Origin of the sequence: Paenibacillus nuruki (assembly GCF_001721045.1) — a bacterium.
Classification (GTDB): domain Bacteria; phylum Bacillota; class Bacilli; order Paenibacillales; family Paenibacillaceae; genus Saccharibacillus; species Saccharibacillus nuruki.
This window is the reverse complement of the sequence record NZ_MDER01000030.1, coordinates 233,601-252,430: the sequence shown is the minus strand read 5'-3', so window position 1 is coordinate 252,430 and position 18,830 is coordinate 233,601. Positions and strand designations below refer to the sequence as shown.

Sequence of the window (18,830 nt, the reverse complement as noted above, 5' to 3'; positions counted from 1 at the left end):
TTTAAAGTGTTCTACTGTCAACAATATAGGACTTTGGTCGCTATGTTCATCTATTAACATGAGGTTGAAGTTCTAGAGAAAAGGGTATTTAACAGCTACAGACTTTAAAATGAACAGGGGTGGAGACAATGGATATGGAGACAACAACAAGCGAAGAAACGACTATACCACATCGTCCAAGAATTGCGTTAACAGGAGCAAGTGGTTATATCGGGCACAATCTATTGAAGCGACTAACCGATCATTACGATGTCATTGCTTTGTCCAGACATGGCGATGATAAAGAAAACAGTGAACATGTTGAATGGCGTTCTTGTGAATTGTTCTCGATATCTGATGCAGAAAAAGCGTTAGAAGGTGCAGACTATGCGATCTATCTTGTACATTCTATGATGCCAACTGCCAAGCTAACCCAGGCTCATTTTGAAGATATGGACGTTATTTTAGCAGATCATTTTGCACGGGCAGCCAAAAAAAATGGAATCAAACAAATCGTTTATCTAAGTGGTATTATTCCTGAAGGAGTTCCACGGGACAAATTATCACGTCATTTACGTAGTCGTCTGGAAGTGGAGCAGATTCTAGGCTCTTATGGAGTGCCTGTAACAACTATTCGTGCAGGACTGATCGTCGGACCTCAAGGTTCTTCGTTCCCGATCCTTGCCAAGTTGGTACAACGTTTACCTGTGATGACATTACCGACATGGACACGTACAGAGACGCATCCTATTGCTTTATCTGATGTACTGCAAGCTTTGAAAAAAAGTATCGGTAGTACCGAATTATATAATCGTGCGATAGATGTCGGTGGCCCTGATATCATGACATACAAACAAATGATGATGAAAACCGCAGATGTGATGGAGAAAAAACGTACCTTCCATGACGTTCCTTTTCTAACGATCCATCTATCCCGTCTCTGGGTTACACTGGTGACAGGAATGCCCAAAGAGATGGTATATCCACTCGTTGAAAGTCTAGCGCATCCCATGGTAGCGAATCCTGAACGCAAAGTCGAAGGCATCAGCGATGGACAGATTACATTTGAAGAGTCTGCCAAATCTGCACTGGAAGAAGAAGCGAAGGAAAAAGAAAAAGCCAAAGAGAAAAAAGAACAGGCTAGTGCTTCTTCTGCTTCTGCCCCCGCTCCTGCAACGGAATCAGTGTCAGATGTACGCTCTATCCAGCGTGTCGTTTTACCTGACGGTAAAAATGCAGACTGGGCAGGTAAGTATTATATGGAGTGGTTAGGCGGCATAGCCAAATTCTTGATTCGTACTGAATATGATGGTAGCAGTATTTACCGTGTCTATATTCGCCCTTCCCGTCAGCCTATTTTGGAGTTAACCTATTCTCCTGAATTAAGCAGTAAAGATAGTGCAGTTTACCATATTACAGGCGGCGCTTTTACCAAAACCAAAGAAAATCACGAAGGACGATTGGAATTTTTACAAGTTCCGGGTACACAGGATTGTGTTATTGCTATCCATGATTACCTTCCTTCTTTACCGTGGTTTATCTATAAATTCACTCAAGCCAAAGTACATCTATGGGTCATGTATGCTTTCCGTCGTCATTTGAAACGAATGATCAAAACAGGCAAGCAACATGAATTCCCGGGTGGTCAACAATCTCAAGATTCGCAACATGCCCCTACGCATGCGATAAGCGGTACCCACAGTACGCCTTAATATCTTTGTCGATAAGTTAGGATAGAACGCATCATAGGATTTCACAGGTCTGAACATTCATTGTCATGATGAATAGATTCAGACCTTTTTATATCGTCGATTAATACATGTATAAACAAGGATCTGAATCTCCTTTTGGGATGATCTGTATATTCATGATAAAATAAATAAATACGATAGATACCACAAGCCGAAGGGAGCTTATTATACTGTGAAAAACGAACTGATTGAACGCTTAACTTCTTACGTGCAAATTGATACCCAATCCAACGAGGATAGTGAGACTTGCCCTTCTACTCCGGGACAATGGACGCTTCTTCACCAATTGGTTGAAGAATTAGAACAGATTGGTATGGAAGATGTCACTCTAGACGGCAACGGTTATGTCATGGCAACTTTGCCTTCGAATACAGATCAACAAGCACCTGTGATCGGCTTTCTAGCTCATGTTGATACAGCGACTGACTTTACAGGCAAGAATGTAAAACCAAAGCTTCTTGAAAATTATAATGGTGGCGATATTCTACTGAATGCTGATGTAGGCGTTGTGCTTTCACCAAAAGATTTCCCGGAATTGGAGCAATATAAAGGTCATACACTGATGACTACCGATGGAACTACACTACTTGGTGCGGATAACAAAGCAGGGATTGCTGAGATTATGACAGCGATGCACTACTTGATCGATCATCCCGAAATCAAGCATGGCAAAATCAGAGTAGCTTTTACACCGGATGAAGAAATTGGTCGCGGCCCGCATTTATTCGATGTAGCGAAGTTCGGTGCAGAATATGCGTATACCGTAGATGGCGGTCCACTGGGAGAACTTGAATATGAGACATTCAATGCCGCTGCCGCTAAAGTCATTTGCAAAGGCAGTAATGTTCATCCCGGTACAGCTAAAAACAAAATGGTGAATGCAGCGAAAATTGCGATGGAACTGCATCGTCGTCTTCCAACAGGTGAAGCTCCTGAATTTACAGATGGTTATGAAGGATTCTTCCATCTTTCTTCTATTCAAGGAGATGTAGAAGAAACGCAATTATCTTATATTATTCGTGATTTTAACCGTGAAAATTTTGAACATAGAAAAAATCTATTAACTAGCATTGTCGAAGAATTTGGACAAACGTATGGTGAAAACAATATTTTGATCGAAATGAAAGATCAATATTACAATATGCGTGAAAAAATAGAGCCTGTAAAACATATCGTCGATATAGCAGGACAAGCGATGAAAAATGTAGGTGTTGAACCTCACATTACACCTGTTCGCGGAGGAACCGATGGTGCTCAATTGTCTTATATGGGTCTACCTACCCCGAATATTTTTACAGGTGGCGAAAATTATCATGGTAAATACGAGTACGTGTCTGTAAATAATATGGTCAAAGCCACAGAAGTGATTGTTGAAATTGCTCAATTATTTGCCAAACCCAATCAAGCGTAATATTCCGTCTGGATCGAATAACTTATAGTCCATCTAAATACGATAGAAAGCAGGTATAACTCTATGACATTTTCGACTTCTCTTCAACGCACAGTAGCTCCTTTTCGTGCAGATCAGGTAGGTAGTCTACTACGCACTGATACGATCAAGCAAGCTCGTCTTCAATACACAAGCGGTGAACTTCATGCAGAACAGCTACGTGAGATTGAAAATGAAGAAATTCGCCGAATCGTAGCGAAGCAAGAAGAAATCGGTTTATTATCGATTACAGATGGTGAATTTCGCCGGGCATGGTGGCACTTTGACTTTTTAGAGCGTTTGGATGGAGTTGAGGGGTACGACACTGAAGGTGGTATTCAATTTCACAATACAACGACCAAAGCACATGGAGTCAAAGTCACAGGCAAAATCGACTTCACTACTCATTCGCATGTGGATGATTACGCATTTCTGCATAGCATCGTGAGTCAAGGTCGTACTGCGAAAATGACGATTCCAAGTCCAAATATGTTGTTGTTCCGTGGTCAAATTGAAACCGATTTGTATGAGGATCGTGATGTTCTTTTGCATGATCTAGCACAAGCGTATCAAAAAGCTATTCGTGCTTTTTACGACGCAGGTTGCCGTTATCTGCAATTGGATGACACGTCATGGGCAGCATTCTTTTCAGAAGAAGCCAAAACCAAGTTGCGTAACGATGGCAAAGATCCAGATCAAATGCTTGCAGATGCGGCTAAATTAATCAATGAATCGATTGCTAATCGTCCAGCGGATATGATGATTACAATGCATATTTGCCGGGGTAATTTCCGCTCGACATGGGCAGCATCTGGTGGTTATGATGGCGCAGCCGAGACCATTTTGGATGGACTGGATCTGGATGGATTATTTATGGAATATGATGACGAACGTTCAGGATCATTTGATGCGCTTCGCTTTGTGAAACGTCCGAATCTACAAATTGTACTGGGTCTAGTCACTTCCAAATATGGAGAACTGGAACATCCTGATGAGATTAAGCGTCGGATTGATGACGCATCCAAATTCGTGAATCTAGATCAATTATGCTTGAGTCCACAATGTGGATTTGCTTCAACAGAAGAAGGTAATTTATTAACAGAAGAGCAACAATGGGATAAACTACGTCATGTTATCCAAATCTCGCAAGAGGTCTGGAAATAAATATCGCATGTGTGCATTAAATATTGGAGTGAATCATTATGGAATGTCGGGTTGGCTGTGCCGCCTGTTGTATCGCAATCTCTATTTCTTCACCGATCCCGGGGATGCCGGAAGGTAAACCTGCTGGAGTTCCTTGTCCCCAACTAACTACAGAGCGCCGTTGCGGATTATTCGGTCGACCGGAGCGTCCAGACGTATGTGGTGGATTACCGGCTTCTTTAGAGATGTGCGGTACAACAAACGAAGAAGCTTTTGCTTATCTAGAAGCCTTAGAACAAGCAACAGCTCCTACCAAGTATAGATCATAGCATCATACATCATCGCTTTAACCATTTCCCTTTTACAGATGATCAGAATACAAGCATCTTTTCTGCTGACGTATACCTGGTCTGTAAATGGGATTTTTGTGTCTATTCCTGATCTTAATCTTCAAAAAAGGCAAGCTGGATTAACTGTTTGGCACGGTTTAATTTTTTGGCGTCTAATTGTTGTAACATCGCAACAATATCATTCTTTTCTGCGGACTCACTCGAAATTTCCACTTTAGAAGAAAGTATACGAGCTGGTTCATTGATCTGTATGGCCTTTTCTTCGATCTGAACCCATGAAGTGCTCATCACATCTTTCATCAAAGATACAAGAAAGCGGATATCTTCTATTTTATATTGATGAAGAAATTGGCTCATATTGTGATGGATATGCTGGTGTAATTGTTGATGTAATATAAATACTTTTTTGCCCAAAGGCGTTAATCGAAACAGCACTTCTTTTTTATTATCTGGCACAGGCTCGAACTGAATCATGTAGATATCTGCTAATCGGCGTGTGATTTTGGATACACTGCCTCTAGGAATGTTATATTGCTTGGAAATAGTAATCCCATTTACAGGCTCTAACTCTCCAATCGCATCAATCACATGAAGCATCTGTACAGTCGCTACTTTTAAAAAATCGATGACATCGGAGTCAGAAGTATGCATCATCATCCATTTCTTTTCTTCATCTTCCCCTTCAGCTTGAAACCGCTGTTGAATCGCAGCCATATGATCGATAACTTCGGTAATTAATGCGTTCTGCTCTATCTCGTTGTTCATGATCGTCTTCTCACCTTCATCTTTTTGATATCGCGCCATCCTTACCAACTTTTATTTACATCTCAATATAACCTTTTTCTCAGTATAGCAAGAGAGTCTCTGATTAGAAAAAAATAGAAAATCTATTTACAAAACAGTTTTGAAGCCTTATTAACTAAGCAAAATAGTCTTTATATTGTCCCAACAATGTAATTATTTCTATATATATAAATAAATATATTTTACTGTATGAAAAAGTTAAAATTTTAAATTTAGTTGCGTATTTAGCACGGTTTATCAGACTTTCTCGCCGTTTCAGCCTTAATTTCACGATCTGAAATTCCGATATTATAGAAGTATGCACACTATAAAATTGTGATCAAAGGGTGATGAATGAATGAGTACGACGGATTCCTTATTAAAGTTTGTTCCTTACATCGGTAAAATTTTGAGAGAACGCGCAACCATCTGTCTCTATAACGAGACTCATATGCTTTATTATGAAGAACTAGATGGAATCGATCTTGGATTCAAAACAGGGGATGCTCTTCCAGCGGGATTCGATCATTACGCTTCCTTAAACGATAAAATTAATCCTTCGATCAGCTATTATCCTAAAGAAGTGTTTGGCGTTCCTTTAGAAGGAATTAACGTACCTATTTATGATGGCAGTACGCTTATCGCTGTTCTTTCTGTAAGTTACGATAAGACCACGCAAGAAAACTTAGATTCTGTTTTACAAGAAAATGTCTCTGCTGCTAATGGTCTTGTCGATATGGTACAACATGTTGCCGCTCATGCTCAGCAATTACAAGCAACCAGTGAACAAATTTTGCAAAACAGTAAAATCACTGTTGAAAAATCAGGTAAAATTAACGAAGTGGCTACATTGATCAAAGACATCTCAGAACAAACCAACTTGCTCGGTCTAAACGCAGCGATTGAAGCAGCTCGTGTAGGCGAACTTGGAGCTGGATTTGGCGTTGTTGCGACTGAAGTGCGAAAATTGTCAGTTAACGCCAAACAAGCGACCGGTGATATCGAAACCGCTCTGCGTGATGTACAACAATCAATTCGTCATATGGAAAATGAAATTGCTCAAATTACCACTTCTTCTCAAGAACAATCTTCTCTGGTTGGCTCCTTTACTGATGTTATTGAACGTCTGCAAGCAGCAAGTACCTCCATGAAATTGATCACAGACAACCTTTATCGCTACAGTGTTCCTCTCAAAAAATAATCTATATTTACCTATTTCAATCCACCTACTAGAGTTATTTAAAGATAGAAGCTCTATGATGATAGAGCTTTTTTCACTCATACCTGTCTCTAGTTATTGTCCCTTAAAAACATTAGCCTTTACTATAAGGCGCTTCTATCCGATAGTAATACATATAGATACTATCAAAAATTGAGTACGAAAAGGATGATTAGAATTATGCCAGTAATGGATGCACTATTAACCGCTTTGCCGTTCATCGGAAAACTTTTACGTGAAAGAGCTACAATCTGTCTGTATGATCATGAAAAAATCCTCTATTACGAACAATTCGGAGGCATTGATCTAGGATTTGTATCTAACGGTCCTTTAGCTCCTGGCTTTGAAAACTTTGCTGCGCTTACAGATAAAGTGAACCCATCGATCACTCCTTTTCCTAAAGAAATGTTCGGTGTTTCTCTCGAAGGAATCAATGTTCCTATTCATGAGAATGGTCAAATTGCAGGTGTAATGACGATCAGTTATGATCAAAGAACACAAGAGGATCTACAAGACGTGATGACAGAGAACGTTTCAGTATCTGAAAATCTAGTCGACATGGTGCAACATATTGCAGCTCATGCTCAACAATTGCAAGCAACCAGCGAACAAATTTTGCAAAACACCAAAACAACGGTTGAAAAATCAAGCAAAATCAATGAAGTGGCTATCTTAATTAAAGATATCTCCGAACAAACCAACTTGCTTGGTCTAAATGCGGCGATTGAAGCGGCTCGTGTAGGAGAACTTGGTGCAGGATTTGGCGTTGTTGCAACTGAAGTGCGAAAATTGTCGGTAAACTCTAAAAAAGCAACCGGTGATATCGAAACCGCTCTACGTGATGTACAACAATCGATTCGTCAAATGGAAAACGAGATCACTCAAATTACCACTTCTTCTCAAGAACAAGCTACTCTTGTAGGTTCCTTTACCGAAGTTATCGACCGTCTACAAGCTACAGGCGAATCGATGAAAGATATCACTAAAAATATCTACTACTATAACAGTCAGCAAAAATAACAATCCAATAATTAAGCTTCACCCATAGCAAAAAGCGCTACAATCCGTAACAGCGATTGTGGCGCTTTTTTTGTCGATCTATTTCTACTATCTACTATAGCGATGCTGTATTCGTTGATCACAAGTAACGATTATCTCCTATCTTCTTATATCGTCACAACACTTCGTTCAATTCGGTTACGTCCTGCATGCTTTGCTTGGTATAATGCATAATCACTGCGCTGATATAACATACTCAGATGAGTATCTGAAGTAGCGGGTACAGTGACAATCCCGATACTAATCGTATAGGACAACGGTAAAGCATGAAAGCGATGATTTTCAATAGTAGAACGTATCTGTTCTGCTATTTGGCTCGATTGTTGTTCGTCTGTATCTGGTAGAAGAATAGCAAATTCGTCTCCACCATATCTTCCAAATATAGCTTGCTCTTCTAAACTATTTGCAATAAGTATTGCCATATCTCGTAGTACGCGATCTCCTACATGATGACCATATGTATCATTAATATTTTTATAATGATCAATATCGAATAAAAGATAAGAAATCGATTGTTGTTTTTTGGCTAATGTATGAATACAGTTTTTGCTTTGGATCATAAATGTACGCCGATTCAAAATACCGGTCAGTTCATCATAGCTAGCAATTCGTAACAGCTCAACATCCGCCTGTTCTTTGGATAACAGCACAAATCCGGTATTTCCCAAGATCATAATTAAATAAAGTGAAAGAAACGTAAACGTTTGATACATGCCTGTTGTAAATAATCCAACCTCATTCCCTAAATAAATAGCAGAAATAGCTCTACACCATAGACTGATTGCAACAATACTATACAAATACCCCATTAAGTGTTGAAGCGAGGACGCTTGGCGATCTGAAATCATACGATAGGCGGGATAGAGGATAAATAGAGATGTAGCTATAGAAGCGTAAATAATGCGAGTCGTCTCTGTCACATTCAAAAGGTATATAGATACAAAACCGATAATGATGATGACCATCCATCCGATATACAAATGGCGGACTTTTCTAGAAAATGCTTTTTGCAATACCAGAAATGATGCAGGCTCAAATGCCGCCCCGATAAACAACAATGAATTAGCTGCTACTATCGAGAAAAAGTCCGGTGCTGTATTTTGAAAAAGTAACATAAACCATGCAATCGCTTGTACCCACTTAGAGGCATAGAACATATTCACAGCACGATCTTTTGTATAATTCTGACGATACGCTCGGATCAAAATAACTGTAAAGATATGTCCAAATACAAGCGAAATGAATACTGTTTTCATATCCAGATTGAAATCCATCTGTTTTATTCACACACCTTAATCGATGATATTTAATCATGTATCAGTATAACAAGTTTTGAGTAACGGAAATAGTCAAATCATTACCCGAATTGGAATAAATAAATTGTAGTGACATACACTTTACTGCAATTTATATGTAAATAATAATATTTCTTTTCTATCTGCGTCTTTTCAGGTACAATGCTTGAGGTATGTCTGACGAACCGTTAGACATACCTAACAATTATTGGAGGCTAAAATCCTTATGCAAACTTCTTCGCAAACTCAAGTTAAGATCATTAATGCTGATCCTAGCGCACTCGGCCTATTCGGTCTGGCTATTGTTACTCTGGTAGCTTCTTCTCAAAAGCTAGGTCTGACTACAGGTCTAAGTTATGCTATTCCCTGGGCGATCTTTCTAGGTGCTTGCGCTCAATTATTCGCTTGTATTCAAGATTCCAAGCGAAACAATACATTTGGTACGACTGCATTTGGAGCATTTGCTTTCTTCTGGTTCGCTATGGCAGGCAACTGGATGATCAAAATGGGTGTATTCGGAACAGCTCTTGCGAGTGATGTAGATGGTAAACAGTTAGGTTTTGCTTTTGCCGGTTATCTAGTGTTTGTTCTCTTTATGACGATTGGTGCGATGGAAACACACAAAGTATTGTTTATTATTTTCTGCTTGATCGATTTGTTATTTTTAGGGCTGACTTTTGATGCGTTTGGTGTAGCTCCTCATATTTTCCATACGCTTGCGGCTTATGCAGAAATGGGTATCGGCATTGTATCTTTATACGGTACAGGCGCATTGGTATTGAATACGCATTTCGGCAAAACCTTTTTACCAATCGGTAAGCCTTTCGGTATTTTCAAAGATCACAACTAATACAACAGCATACTGAACGAAATATATCCAAAAAAACACATGTAGGCATTAAGCTACATGTGTTTTTTGGTTGCTTATACTTTATAGATATAGATTTTGGTGCGATGGATATCAACGCACTGAACGACTTTCTCAGGTGTCCAATCCGGTAATGCAAAATACACGCTAATAATATATGTATAGGTTGTGGCACGTTCACGCAAAATAGGATTTAATCGCTTCATGGCTCCCGGAAACAAATAGCAAATAATCATATTGGCTTCTTCATACGGATACTGATACATATCACCACGAATCCAGTTCACCGATACTTTTTCAAATCGTGCCCAGAGCTTCGAAATCCAGAACGGTATGAACGAGTTCTCAATGCCTGTGACTTTATATTCAGGGCAATGCTTCGCTAGAAATATCGCTAATGTTCCCCAACCTGACCCGGTTTCGATGATAGTTTTGGGACGTGTTTTGTAGTCCATATGTTGTTGGATAGTTGAATATCGCTCAACTGGATCATCGGTCTTTAACTTGAATAATGGACGATCCAATTCTTGTATTTTGGATAAGCGTAATACTTCTTCAGCAATCTTGCTTCGGATCAGTGCAGAAGCAGGCAATGGGGAGATACCATTACGCCAGCTATAATACACGATCGACAATACAGCAATCAATACAACAACCAGCAATACAGTCGATACGACCAACGATCCAGTATCCATAGATGCTCTACTCCTTTATAAATGATAGTCTATTTATGATACAATTCCCGGCTATGAAATACCAGTTTCTTCTATATTTATCCTCAACCATAAAACCACTTCCCTGTAGATAGGAAAGTGGTTTTTATAGTTGTTCTTTGTAAGATTATTATCCTTTGATCGATCCACCCAATAGACCACGTACAAAGTACTTCTGTAGTGCAAAGAATACAGCAAGTGGTGTTAACATGGAGACAAAAGCAGCTGCGGTTAACAAATGCCAGTCACTACCACGCGAACCAACCATATTCGCAATATTCATTGACAGTACTTGTACTTCCGGTTGAGAACCGAGGAAGATAAGCGACACCAGATAATCATTCCATACCCATAAGAACTGGAAGATACTGATCGAAGCCAATGCCGGTACAGATAATGGAAGAATCAATTTGGAGAAGATGGTAAAGTTAGTTGCTCCATCCATATAAGCCGATTCAAACAGATCACGAGGAAGCTGACTGATCGAATTGTACATAAAGTAGGTGATTAGCGGTAACCCGAAAGCAGTATGGGCTAACCATATACCAAAGTATGTTCCGTTCAGTCCGAGTGCTGTATAATCGCGCAAAATAGGAATTAAGGCAACTTGTAAAGGTACGACGAGCAATGCGATCACAATAACGAAAAAGAATCGTCGTCCTTTAAATTTCAACCAGGCAAACGCATAAGCGGCAAAAGAAGCGATAAAGATCGGAATCACGGTCGATGGAATAACAACAGCAATCGTATTCCAGAACGATCTACCCATGCCGCTACCTTGCTCGGTTTTGACCGTGCCATCCGGTTGCGTGATTTTGTACTGTTTCCCCCCTAGAACCGTTTCATAGTTCTGAGTGGTGAAATTAAGCGTCATTCCGCTCCATTTTTTGTCCTGAACATCGACCGTACGTGAACGGCGATTTTCCCAGACCAGACGTTTGTCGCCTTGCATTACACCCGCTTTGAGCTGATCATCGCTGAATGTCTGTCCGTTAACTGTAATCGGCTGACGAAGGTCGGTATCTTTTGGAAGCTTGACTTGTTCTTCAGTTGCCCACTGGCGATGAGGGAATACTGTCCACCATCCGGTTTGTAAAATATCGGCGGCTGGACGTACAGATGAGATTAATAGCCCTAGCGTAGGAATAAACCAGATAATACAGATAATCGCTAGAATCGTATTAACCAACCAACTCGCTTTGCGTTTGGGTGCTTTATGTTTTCGTTTAGCCATCAGAAGCTTCCCTCCTTCTGAAGCTGGCGCAGATTCAGGATAATAACCGGAATAACTGCAATCAGCAACACAATCGCAAGCGTAGAACCATAGCCTGCATTTTGATACATAAATAATTGACGGTAGAACTCAGTCGCAACCACTTCTGTTCCATACTGTCCGCCCGTCATAATCATAACGACATCGAATATTTTCAGTGTAAATACAATAATAGTTGTGGTTACTGCTAGAACGGTACTGGAGATCACAGGCAACATGATTTTGAAAAAGATACGCACTTCGCCTGCGCCATCCATACGTGCCGCTTCCAACATATCTTCCGGTATTCCTTTGATCGAAGCGGAAAAGATAACCATTGCAAACCCGGTCTGCATCCAGACCAATATGACAATCAAGAAGAGGTTATTCCAGGGTTGCACCATACTGAGCCAGCCCTGCGGCTGGAGTCCTAACTGCACCATAATTGCGTTAAGTAGACCAATCTGGTCATCGCCTGGTTGATAGTAATAAATGAATTTCCAGATAACGCCTGCGGCTACGAATGAAATCGCCATTGGCATAAATACAATTGCTTTGGCAAGACGTTCAAAGCTACTGCGGTCAGCCAGTACAGCGACCAACATACCCAAAATTACGCATGCTAATGTACCGAATACCACCCAGAGCAAGTTATTACGTAGCGCTGTTAACAATAGTCGGTCTGTAAATACAGCTCCAAAGTTAGCCAGCCCTACAAAGCGGGTAGAATCAGCATTAAAAAAGCTTAAGTATAATGTGCGTAGTGTCGGTAAAAAGAGCAACCAACCTAGCAACAATACAGCAGGTCCTACAAATACATAAGGAATTATACGTTCTTTCCATTTATCCGAGTATTGCTCAACCACCCAGTTCAGGGACCAGTAAATCGAATAGATCCCAAATATTCCCCAGATTACAGCAAGCACAGCATTCAAAACTGGTGGAAGATCCGAGCTTCTAAAAAATAAAAAGATCGAGAAATGCAAGCCTAAGTTTACAGCAGGCACAAGTATCGATAATAAAATCAACTTCAACATAGACCCTTGATTGGCTCGCACGTCCATCGGCTTTCCCCCTTAATCAAGCCAAAATCGGACCGATAGCATCGGCCCGTTCTGACTCATGTCAATGTATACCTGCTATCCATACCTATAGTATCTGAAGTGCAATACTATTGTTTTTTGAAGCCTGATTGAATTTCAGCCATCGCTTCATCTAGACTAGCTGTACCACTCACATAATCCGTCATACCTTTCCAGAACGTGCCTGCGCCTACAGAACTTGGCATCAAGTCAGAACCGTCAAAGCGGATTGTTTTGGCTTCTTGTACAAACTGAGACATACGACGTTCTTGATCATTAGCGAACCAATCATCAGGAGTACCGTTCATTGGAGGTGTTACCCCACCGGATTGAATCCAGCTTTGTAGAGATTCTGCTGTTGTAAAGAATTCCATAACTGCACGTACTTCTGGGCGGTCATTGAACATAGCATAGATATCACCAGAGATCATAGCAGGTGTACCATATTGCTCATCGATCGATGGGAACGGGAACCAGTCATACTCATCTGCTGTTACGCCTTCAGGAATAAAGGATACGATAAATCCTGCTTGACGGTTAAACCAAGCTTTAGGAGGGTCTGTGAACAACGGTTGAATAGAATCCCCGAAGTTCGTTGTTACGATTGAACTACGTCCACCGTATACATAATCTTTGTTAAACCAGATATCAGACATTTTTTTAACTGCATTTTTAACAATTGGATCTGTAAATGGCAATTCGCCTGTTAACCATTTGTCATAGTTTTCAGGAGTAGTTGTACGAAGCATAATATCTTCGATCCAGTCTGTTGCAGGCCAGCCTGTTGCTGTACCACTTTCAATACCGATACTCCAAGCAGGATCGCCATCTTTAGCGATTTGCTCTGTTAATGCCATCATTTCGTCCCAAGTCTTAGGTACTTCATAACCAGCATCTGCGAACGCTTTTTTGTTGTACCAGACTAAGCTTTTCACACTACTACGTGCCCATACGCCCGCAGTCAATTCTTTACCGCCTTCACCTTTCATTTTCGCCATATCTAGCCAGCTATCTTTGTATTGCTCTTTCAAATAGCTTTCGTCCATAAAGCTAGATACATCGACTACTTTACCAGAGTTAGCGAATCCTTCTAACAATCCGGGTTGTGGGAAGTCAGCGATATCCGGTGCATTACCACCGTTTACACGTACATTAATCGTAGCTTCAAATTCTTTAGAACCTTCATAAGCGATATCAATACCAGTCTGATCTTCAAATGCTTTGATACTTGCATTGAATTTCTGCTCATCCGCATCTACGAATGGACCATACATCGTTACTTTGGTTCCTTTATATTCACCTTTTAAGGCTTTCTCTAATTCAGATCCAGCTGGAACTTTAGCTGTTTTGATCATATCTGCGCCTGTTGTTGCTGTAGCTGTTGTATCTGTTCCTGTTGCAGCGGGTTCTGGTGTAGCCGTATTACTTGTTGTTCCTCCGCATGCACTCATGACAACTGAAAATAACAAAACCATCATCAGTGACATTGTGCTGCTTTTTTTCAACTTACGCTTCATGTACTCAGCCCCTTTTTTTTGATTACACCTGTAATAAAAAAGTAATAAAAAGAACGTAAATAACAAAATTAGATATTTTTTACTTCTTACCCATTTTCTTATGTATTGGGTGAAAAGTAAATAGGAATCTGATAACGCTATCAAAATATTTTCAAATTCCTGTTATGCAGTGAAAAGTAGCATGGCTGAAAGAGATGCACTACATCTATAAATGTACTTATACGCCTCTTTGCAAACGCTTGCATACATCTGCAACCTCATTTTAGGACATGATTGATACATAAGCAAGAGTTATTTTCATCAATGAAAATAATTTAAATTTACCCTTATCTGTACGATATATTCCAGTAAATCATTAACATATATGTAACGTATAAAAATCAATTTATGATTATTTAAAATTAATGTTCAGAAATTGTTCAGTACTGTTCGATATAGTGAATACATGTCACATGATTTAAAAACAAAGGGGATATTTACAGCATGAAAAAATGGATGATTTTATGCTTAGCTGCACTGATTGCATTGCCGGGGACAGCAACAACAAATGTTTTTGCTGAGAGCGATTCAACCAGTACAACAAGTAGCAACACAAGCACAGTTAGCAATGATACTTACTCTTCTGGCACTCCTGTCACTCATGTCGAAAGTACAAATACTGGCGTTACTTCTAATCAAGTCAATAAACCTGTGATTACGCTGATTGGCGATGCACAGATTCAATTGAATGTCGGCGATACTTTTAATGATCCAGGCGTAACTGTACAAGATAATGTCTACAAAGATCTTACTGCAAAAGTTTCTTATACCTTAAATAACCAATCTGTAAACGCTGTGGATACAAGTATTGCTGGTGAATATACCGTTCATTACAATGTAATCAATCCGGAAGAACAAGTTGCGGATGAAGTCACTCGTATAGTTACGGTTAAAGCACTCAGCGGTTATTTTAATCTTGCTAAAACAAATATTCCAAGTCCGTATGGTATGGCTTATCACAATGGATATGTATATGTATCCTCTTATCAACAAGGGATTGATCGTGTATCCGTAACTACAGGTGTAGTAGAACATGTCGTTCAATCATCAGGTTATTTTTTCGGTGTTGCTTTAAATAAAGCAGGCGATCTATTCTATACCAAAAACATAGATGCACATGTTTACAAAATACCTGCAAAATATCTTAAAGATTTTCCATTAGATTCAACAAAACTTAATGAAGTATCCGAGGCTTTCGATTCATATAATAATAGCAATATGTATGGGTTGGCTATTGATAACAATGACAATATGTACATTGGCAACAACAGCTACAATTTTAATTCCAATTTCAATTCTGACAGTAGCCTTATCAAAGTAAACCTGACAACAAAAGCAAGACAGAATGTACTCATAAATAATAATACAAATTCTAATTATTATTATAATGGTGTTTTGGGAATCACTACAGATGCCAAAGGAAATTTATTTTATAGCACTACCGGATTTTTAGGCATGGGTAGCATGGGACTTAAAAAGATAAGTTCTGATCATTTGCAAAACTTACCTGTAGATAATTCACTCATCGAGTCTTATCAAAGTGATTTTTATTCTGCACAAGGACTCGTTATCTTACCAAATGGTACCGGATATTATAGTAATGGTAATTCTATTCAACCGTTCAAAAAAGTCACTCCTCCTGTGATCACATTGGCTGGTGATTCTTATATTCAATTGACTCAAGGTGATGCTTATGTTGATCCAGGATTCTCGATTAGCGACGCAGTCGATGGTAATCTGCAAGCAACGATCACTTATACGTTAAATGGTGAACCTGTAAATGCTATTGACACCTCTGTTGTAGGTGAATATATTGTTCATTACAATGTACAAAACAGCTCTGGTTTGAGTGCAAACCAAATGACTCGTTATGTATCAGTCAAAGCTATTCCGACTGACCTTACACAAGTTGAACTTAATCGTCCATTTGAATTAGCTTATTTCAATGGTGATGTGTACTACGCTGATTATGATCGCGGGCTTTACAAAGTTTCTACCAAAACACTAAAAGTGACTCATATCGCTAAAAGCGATAATATCGTTGCTGTAACTTTAAACAAAGCGGGCGACCTGTACTATGCCAAATCTAACGATAATCGTGTATGGGTACTAGATCATAAGTATCTACAAGACAGTGAATTACTGCCTTATACGACTTCAGATTTAGAAGAGTATAGTACTCTTTATTACAGCGCATCGATTCAATCATTACAATCTAATATCATTGCAACTCAAGGTATTGAGAGCACGATAGAGATTACAGGACTTGCTTTTGATCAACAAGACCGTTTGTATGTAGCTACTAGAGAAGATGGTTACCATCAGGTCGATTCTCAAATTGTCCGTCTATCCGATTCTACTTCAAAACCTGAATGGGTAGCATCATATCCAACAATTATTCGCGGTATTACGATTAGCCCGCTTGGTAATTTATATGTGAATATCGGCTTCTCCTATCTGTACAAAGCTAAAGCTTCCTTACTTCAAAATCTTCCAGTTGCAACAGAGAATTTTGAAGTGATGGGCGAAACAAACTTTGCTTATGGTGTTACCTTCTTACCAGACCGTACAGGATATACAAGTTCTGTAGAATCGAATACGTTAACTAAATTAGACTTCTTAGACGAAGCAGAAGTATTTCCAGTAACAAGTGTTACGTTAGACAAATCAACATTAGAGTTCAAGAAAAAAGGCGCTGCTCAAACATTGAAAGCGACTGTAACTCCTGATAATGCTACAGATTCTACGGTATTATGGATCAGCAGCAATCCAAGTGTAGCTACAGTAACCGATGGTGTTGTTACTCCAATTGGTAAAGGTACAGCGATCATCAGTGCTTACTCTGTATCTCAACAAGAATTATTTGCAAGTGCAACAGTAACTGTTAAAGAATCCGATGATAAAACGTCATCTTCAGGTGGCTCCCAAAAAATCACCCTTAACGTAGATGATGGTAAAGGCAAAACAACGATTCCTGCTACAGCAGTCGTTAACCGTACTACACAAGCAAGTGGTCAAAAACAAGATCAGATTACTTTCTCCACCGATAAAGTGATCGAAGCGATTACGAAATTAAAAGAAGCAGCTCAACAAACCGTTCGTCTGGTTGTTCCAGATGGCAGTGATGAAGTGGCTCAAACCGATATCACATTACCATTAACAGCAGCAAAAGATTTGAAAAATGCAGCCATGAACTTGGAAATCAGCACTAACGATGCTAAATTGTCTGTTGCTTCCACCTCATTGAACAATATCACTAACGATCTTTACTTCCACTTTGTACCTCTTAAAACGGTAGCACAACAAAATGCAGTGGCGAATCGTGCAAAACAAGAAGAGATCGTTAAACAATCTTTAGGCAATGGTAATATCTCTGTAGTAGGTCGTCCGATGACGATCGAAACGAATTTACAAAACCAACCGGTTCAATTGGTCATGCCGATTGAGAACAGTGCGATTCCACAAGATGCAACAGCTAAACAACAATGGTTAAATCAATTGCGTATCTTTATCGAGCATAGTGATGGCGATCGTGAATTGGTACAACCAAGTGTAGTTGATTATGGTAATGGCAAAACAGGTCTACAATTTACAGTGACCAAATTCAGTACGTTTACAATTGTAGATATGCAGAACCTAGCTGCTTCTACAACAAACAATTCAACACCTGACAATAATAACGTCAATACAGATACAACAGCGGGTGTAGTAAAACCTGCTTATATCCAAGGTTACCCTGATCAAACATTCCGTCCGAACAACAGTATTACTCGTGCTGAAATGGCTTCACTATTGTATCGTTTACAAGCTAGCGCACCAAATGCATCAGCTAGTGGCAACGGAAGCTATTCAGATGTATCTACTACGTTCTGGGCACACCAAGCGATTGCTTCTATGCAATCCACTGGATTGATGAAAGGTCTAACTAACGGTAAATTTGCTCCTGCTCAACCGATCACTCGTGCGGAGATGGCTGCAATCGTAAGCCGCTGGCAGGGTCTGACAGGCACAGGAAGCTCATTTGCTAACGATATTAACGGACACTGGGCAGCGAACGATATCAAGCGTGTAACGACTGCTGGATTGATGCAAGGTGTATCTCCATCTAGCTTCCAACCAAATCAACCGTTGACTCGTGCTCAAGCTGTAACGATTTTGAACAAAATTCTAGAAAAAACAGCTAACTTAACAGCTGGCAACAAAGCATGGAAAGATGTTCCTGCTAGCCACTGGGCATATGCAGACATCATGGACGCTTCTAACTCTTACACATTGAAATAAGAAAAAGAAGAAGACATGATTATGGTATAACCCAAAAAGGGCAACCTCCTATTCGTAGGAAGTTGTCCTT

14 protein-coding genes are annotated in these 18,830 nt (G+C 39.7%); 8 read left to right on the top strand and 6 right to left on the bottom strand.

Features of this window, described 5'->3' with window-relative positions:
• The first annotated feature begins 128 nt into the window (after window positions 1-128).
• From PTI45_RS05760 to PTI45_RS05745, 4 genes are all read left to right on the top strand, one after another.
• Window positions 129-1,691 (top strand): NAD(P)H-binding protein, encoded by a 1,563-nt coding sequence (locus PTI45_RS05760; protein WP_245703431.1) that lies wholly within the window; start codon window positions 129-131, stop codon window positions 1,689-1,691.
• Between the two features lie 211 nt (window positions 1,692-1,902).
• The gene (gene pepT, locus PTI45_RS05755) at window positions 1,903-3,141 is read left to right on the top strand and encodes a peptidase T (RefSeq protein ID WP_069326581.1); all 1,239 of its coding nucleotides are present in this window, start codon (window positions 1,903-1,905) and stop codon (window positions 3,139-3,141) included.
• Between the two features lie 63 nt (window positions 3,142-3,204).
• Window positions 3,205-4,323 carry a 5-methyltetrahydropteroyltriglutamate--homocysteine S-methyltransferase gene (locus tag PTI45_RS05750; RefSeq protein ID WP_069326580.1) on the top strand — a complete coding sequence of 373 codons (1,119 nt, stop codon included), beginning with the start codon at window positions 3,205-3,207 and terminating at the stop codon, window positions 4,321-4,323.
• A gap of 38 nt (window positions 4,324-4,361) precedes the next feature.
• The gene (locus PTI45_RS05745) at window positions 4,362-4,631 is read left to right on the top strand and encodes a YkgJ family cysteine cluster protein (RefSeq protein ID WP_069326579.1); all 270 of its coding nucleotides are present in this window, start codon (window positions 4,362-4,364) and stop codon (window positions 4,629-4,631) included.
• 114 nt (window positions 4,632-4,745) lie between these two features.
• On the opposite strand, the gene PTI45_RS05740 is transcribed toward PTI45_RS05745, so the two are convergent.
• Window positions 4,746-5,417 carry a winged helix DNA-binding protein gene (locus PTI45_RS05740; RefSeq protein WP_069326615.1) on the bottom strand — a complete coding sequence of 224 codons (672 nt, stop codon included), beginning with the start codon at window positions 5,415-5,417 and terminating at the stop codon, window positions 4,746-4,748.
• 376 nt (window positions 5,418-5,793) lie between these two features.
• Between PTI45_RS05740 and PTI45_RS05735 the strand changes: the two genes are divergently transcribed.
• Complete coding sequence (locus tag PTI45_RS05735; RefSeq protein WP_069326578.1) at window positions 5,794-6,636, top strand: methyl-accepting chemotaxis protein; 843 nt, start codon at window positions 5,794-5,796, stop codon at window positions 6,634-6,636.
• Between the two features lie 198 nt (window positions 6,637-6,834).
• Complete coding sequence (locus tag PTI45_RS05730) at window positions 6,835-7,674, top strand: methyl-accepting chemotaxis protein (RefSeq protein WP_069326577.1); 840 nt, start codon at window positions 6,835-6,837, stop codon at window positions 7,672-7,674.
• A 146-nt stretch (window positions 7,675-7,820) separates the two neighbouring features.
• Here the strand turns inward: PTI45_RS05730 and PTI45_RS05725 are convergent, their stop codons facing one another.
• Window positions 7,821-8,969 carry a GGDEF domain-containing protein gene (locus tag PTI45_RS05725; protein ID WP_175425123.1) on the bottom strand — a complete coding sequence of 383 codons (1,149 nt, stop codon included), beginning with the start codon at window positions 8,967-8,969 and terminating at the stop codon, window positions 7,821-7,823.
• 265 nt (window positions 8,970-9,234) lie between these two features.
• Between PTI45_RS05725 and PTI45_RS05720 the strand changes: the two genes are divergently transcribed.
• Window positions 9,235-9,858: an acetate uptake transporter gene (locus PTI45_RS05720; protein WP_069326575.1), complete on the top strand. Its 624-nt coding sequence runs from the start codon at window positions 9,235-9,237 to the stop codon at window positions 9,856-9,858.
• Window positions 9,859-9,932: 74 nt separating this feature from the next.
• On the opposite strand, the gene PTI45_RS05715 is transcribed toward PTI45_RS05720, so the two are convergent.
• The 4 genes from PTI45_RS05715 to PTI45_RS05700 all read right to left on the bottom strand — a co-directional run bounded on the left by PTI45_RS05715 (window position 9,933) and on the right by PTI45_RS05700 (window position 14,440).
• Window positions 9,933-10,571: a methyltransferase gene (locus PTI45_RS05715; protein WP_069326574.1), complete on the bottom strand. Its 639-nt coding sequence runs from the start codon at window positions 10,569-10,571 to the stop codon at window positions 9,933-9,935.
• Window positions 10,572-10,719: 148 nt separating this feature from the next.
• Window positions 10,720-11,823, bottom strand: coding sequence for a carbohydrate ABC transporter permease (locus tag PTI45_RS05710; RefSeq protein ID WP_069326573.1), 1,104 nt, complete (start codon window positions 11,821-11,823; stop codon window positions 10,720-10,722).
• On the bottom strand, window positions 11,823-12,905 hold the full coding sequence (locus tag PTI45_RS05705) for a carbohydrate ABC transporter permease (RefSeq protein WP_069326572.1): 1,083 nt from the start codon (window positions 12,903-12,905) through the stop codon (window positions 11,823-11,825). The genes PTI45_RS05710 and PTI45_RS05705 overlap by 1 nt, the downstream gene beginning before the upstream one ends.
• A 107-nt stretch (window positions 12,906-13,012) precedes the next feature.
• Window positions 13,013-14,440, bottom strand: a complete 1,428-nt coding sequence (locus tag PTI45_RS05700; protein WP_069326571.1) for an ABC transporter substrate-binding protein — start codon at window positions 14,438-14,440, stop codon at window positions 13,013-13,015.
• 483 nt (window positions 14,441-14,923) lie between these two features.
• Here PTI45_RS05700 and PTI45_RS05695 point away from each other — a divergent pair, with 483 nt between their 5' ends.
• Window positions 14,924-18,760 carry an S-layer homology domain-containing protein gene (locus PTI45_RS05695; RefSeq protein WP_069326570.1) on the top strand — a complete coding sequence of 1,279 codons (3,837 nt, stop codon included), beginning with the start codon at window positions 14,924-14,926 and terminating at the stop codon, window positions 18,758-18,760.
• Window positions 18,761-18,830 lie beyond the last annotated feature (70 nt).

Coding starts and splice junctions, on each gene's coding strand:
- PTI45_RS05700 (WP_069326571.1), bottom strand. CDS start 14,440: ATGAAGCGTAAGTTGAAAAAAAGCAGCACAATGTCACTGATGATGGTT.
- PTI45_RS05740 (WP_069326615.1), bottom strand. CDS start 5,417: ATGAACAACGAGATAGAGCAGAACGCATTAATTACCGAAGTTATCGAT.
- PTI45_RS05750 (WP_069326580.1), top strand. CDS start 3,205: ATGACATTTTCGACTTCTCTTCAACGCACAGTAGCTCCTTTTCGTGCA.
- PTI45_RS05715 (WP_069326574.1), bottom strand. CDS start 10,571: ATGGATACTGGATCGTTGGTCGTATCGACTGTATTGCTGGTTGTTGTA.
- PTI45_RS05760 (WP_245703431.1), top strand. CDS start 129: ATGGATATGGAGACAACAACAAGCGAAGAAACGACTATACCACATCGT.
- PTI45_RS05720 (WP_069326575.1), top strand. CDS start 9,235: ATGCAAACTTCTTCGCAAACTCAAGTTAAGATCATTAATGCTGATCCT.
- PTI45_RS05705 (WP_069326572.1), bottom strand. CDS start 12,905: ATGGACGTGCGAGCCAATCAAGGGTCTATGTTGAAGTTGATTTTATTA.
- PTI45_RS05710 (WP_069326573.1), bottom strand. CDS start 11,823: ATGGCTAAACGAAAACATAAAGCACCCAAACGCAAAGCGAGTTGGTTG.
- PTI45_RS05745 (WP_069326579.1), top strand. CDS start 4,362: ATGGAATGTCGGGTTGGCTGTGCCGCCTGTTGTATCGCAATCTCTATT.
- PTI45_RS05735 (WP_069326578.1), top strand. CDS start 5,794: ATGAGTACGACGGATTCCTTATTAAAGTTTGTTCCTTACATCGGTAAA.
- PTI45_RS05695 (WP_069326570.1), top strand. CDS start 14,924: ATGAAAAAATGGATGATTTTATGCTTAGCTGCACTGATTGCATTGCCG.
- PTI45_RS05725 (WP_175425123.1), bottom strand. CDS start 8,969: ATGAAAACAGTATTCATTTCGCTTGTATTTGGACATATCTTTACAGTT.
- PTI45_RS05730 (WP_069326577.1), top strand. CDS start 6,835: ATGCCAGTAATGGATGCACTATTAACCGCTTTGCCGTTCATCGGAAAA.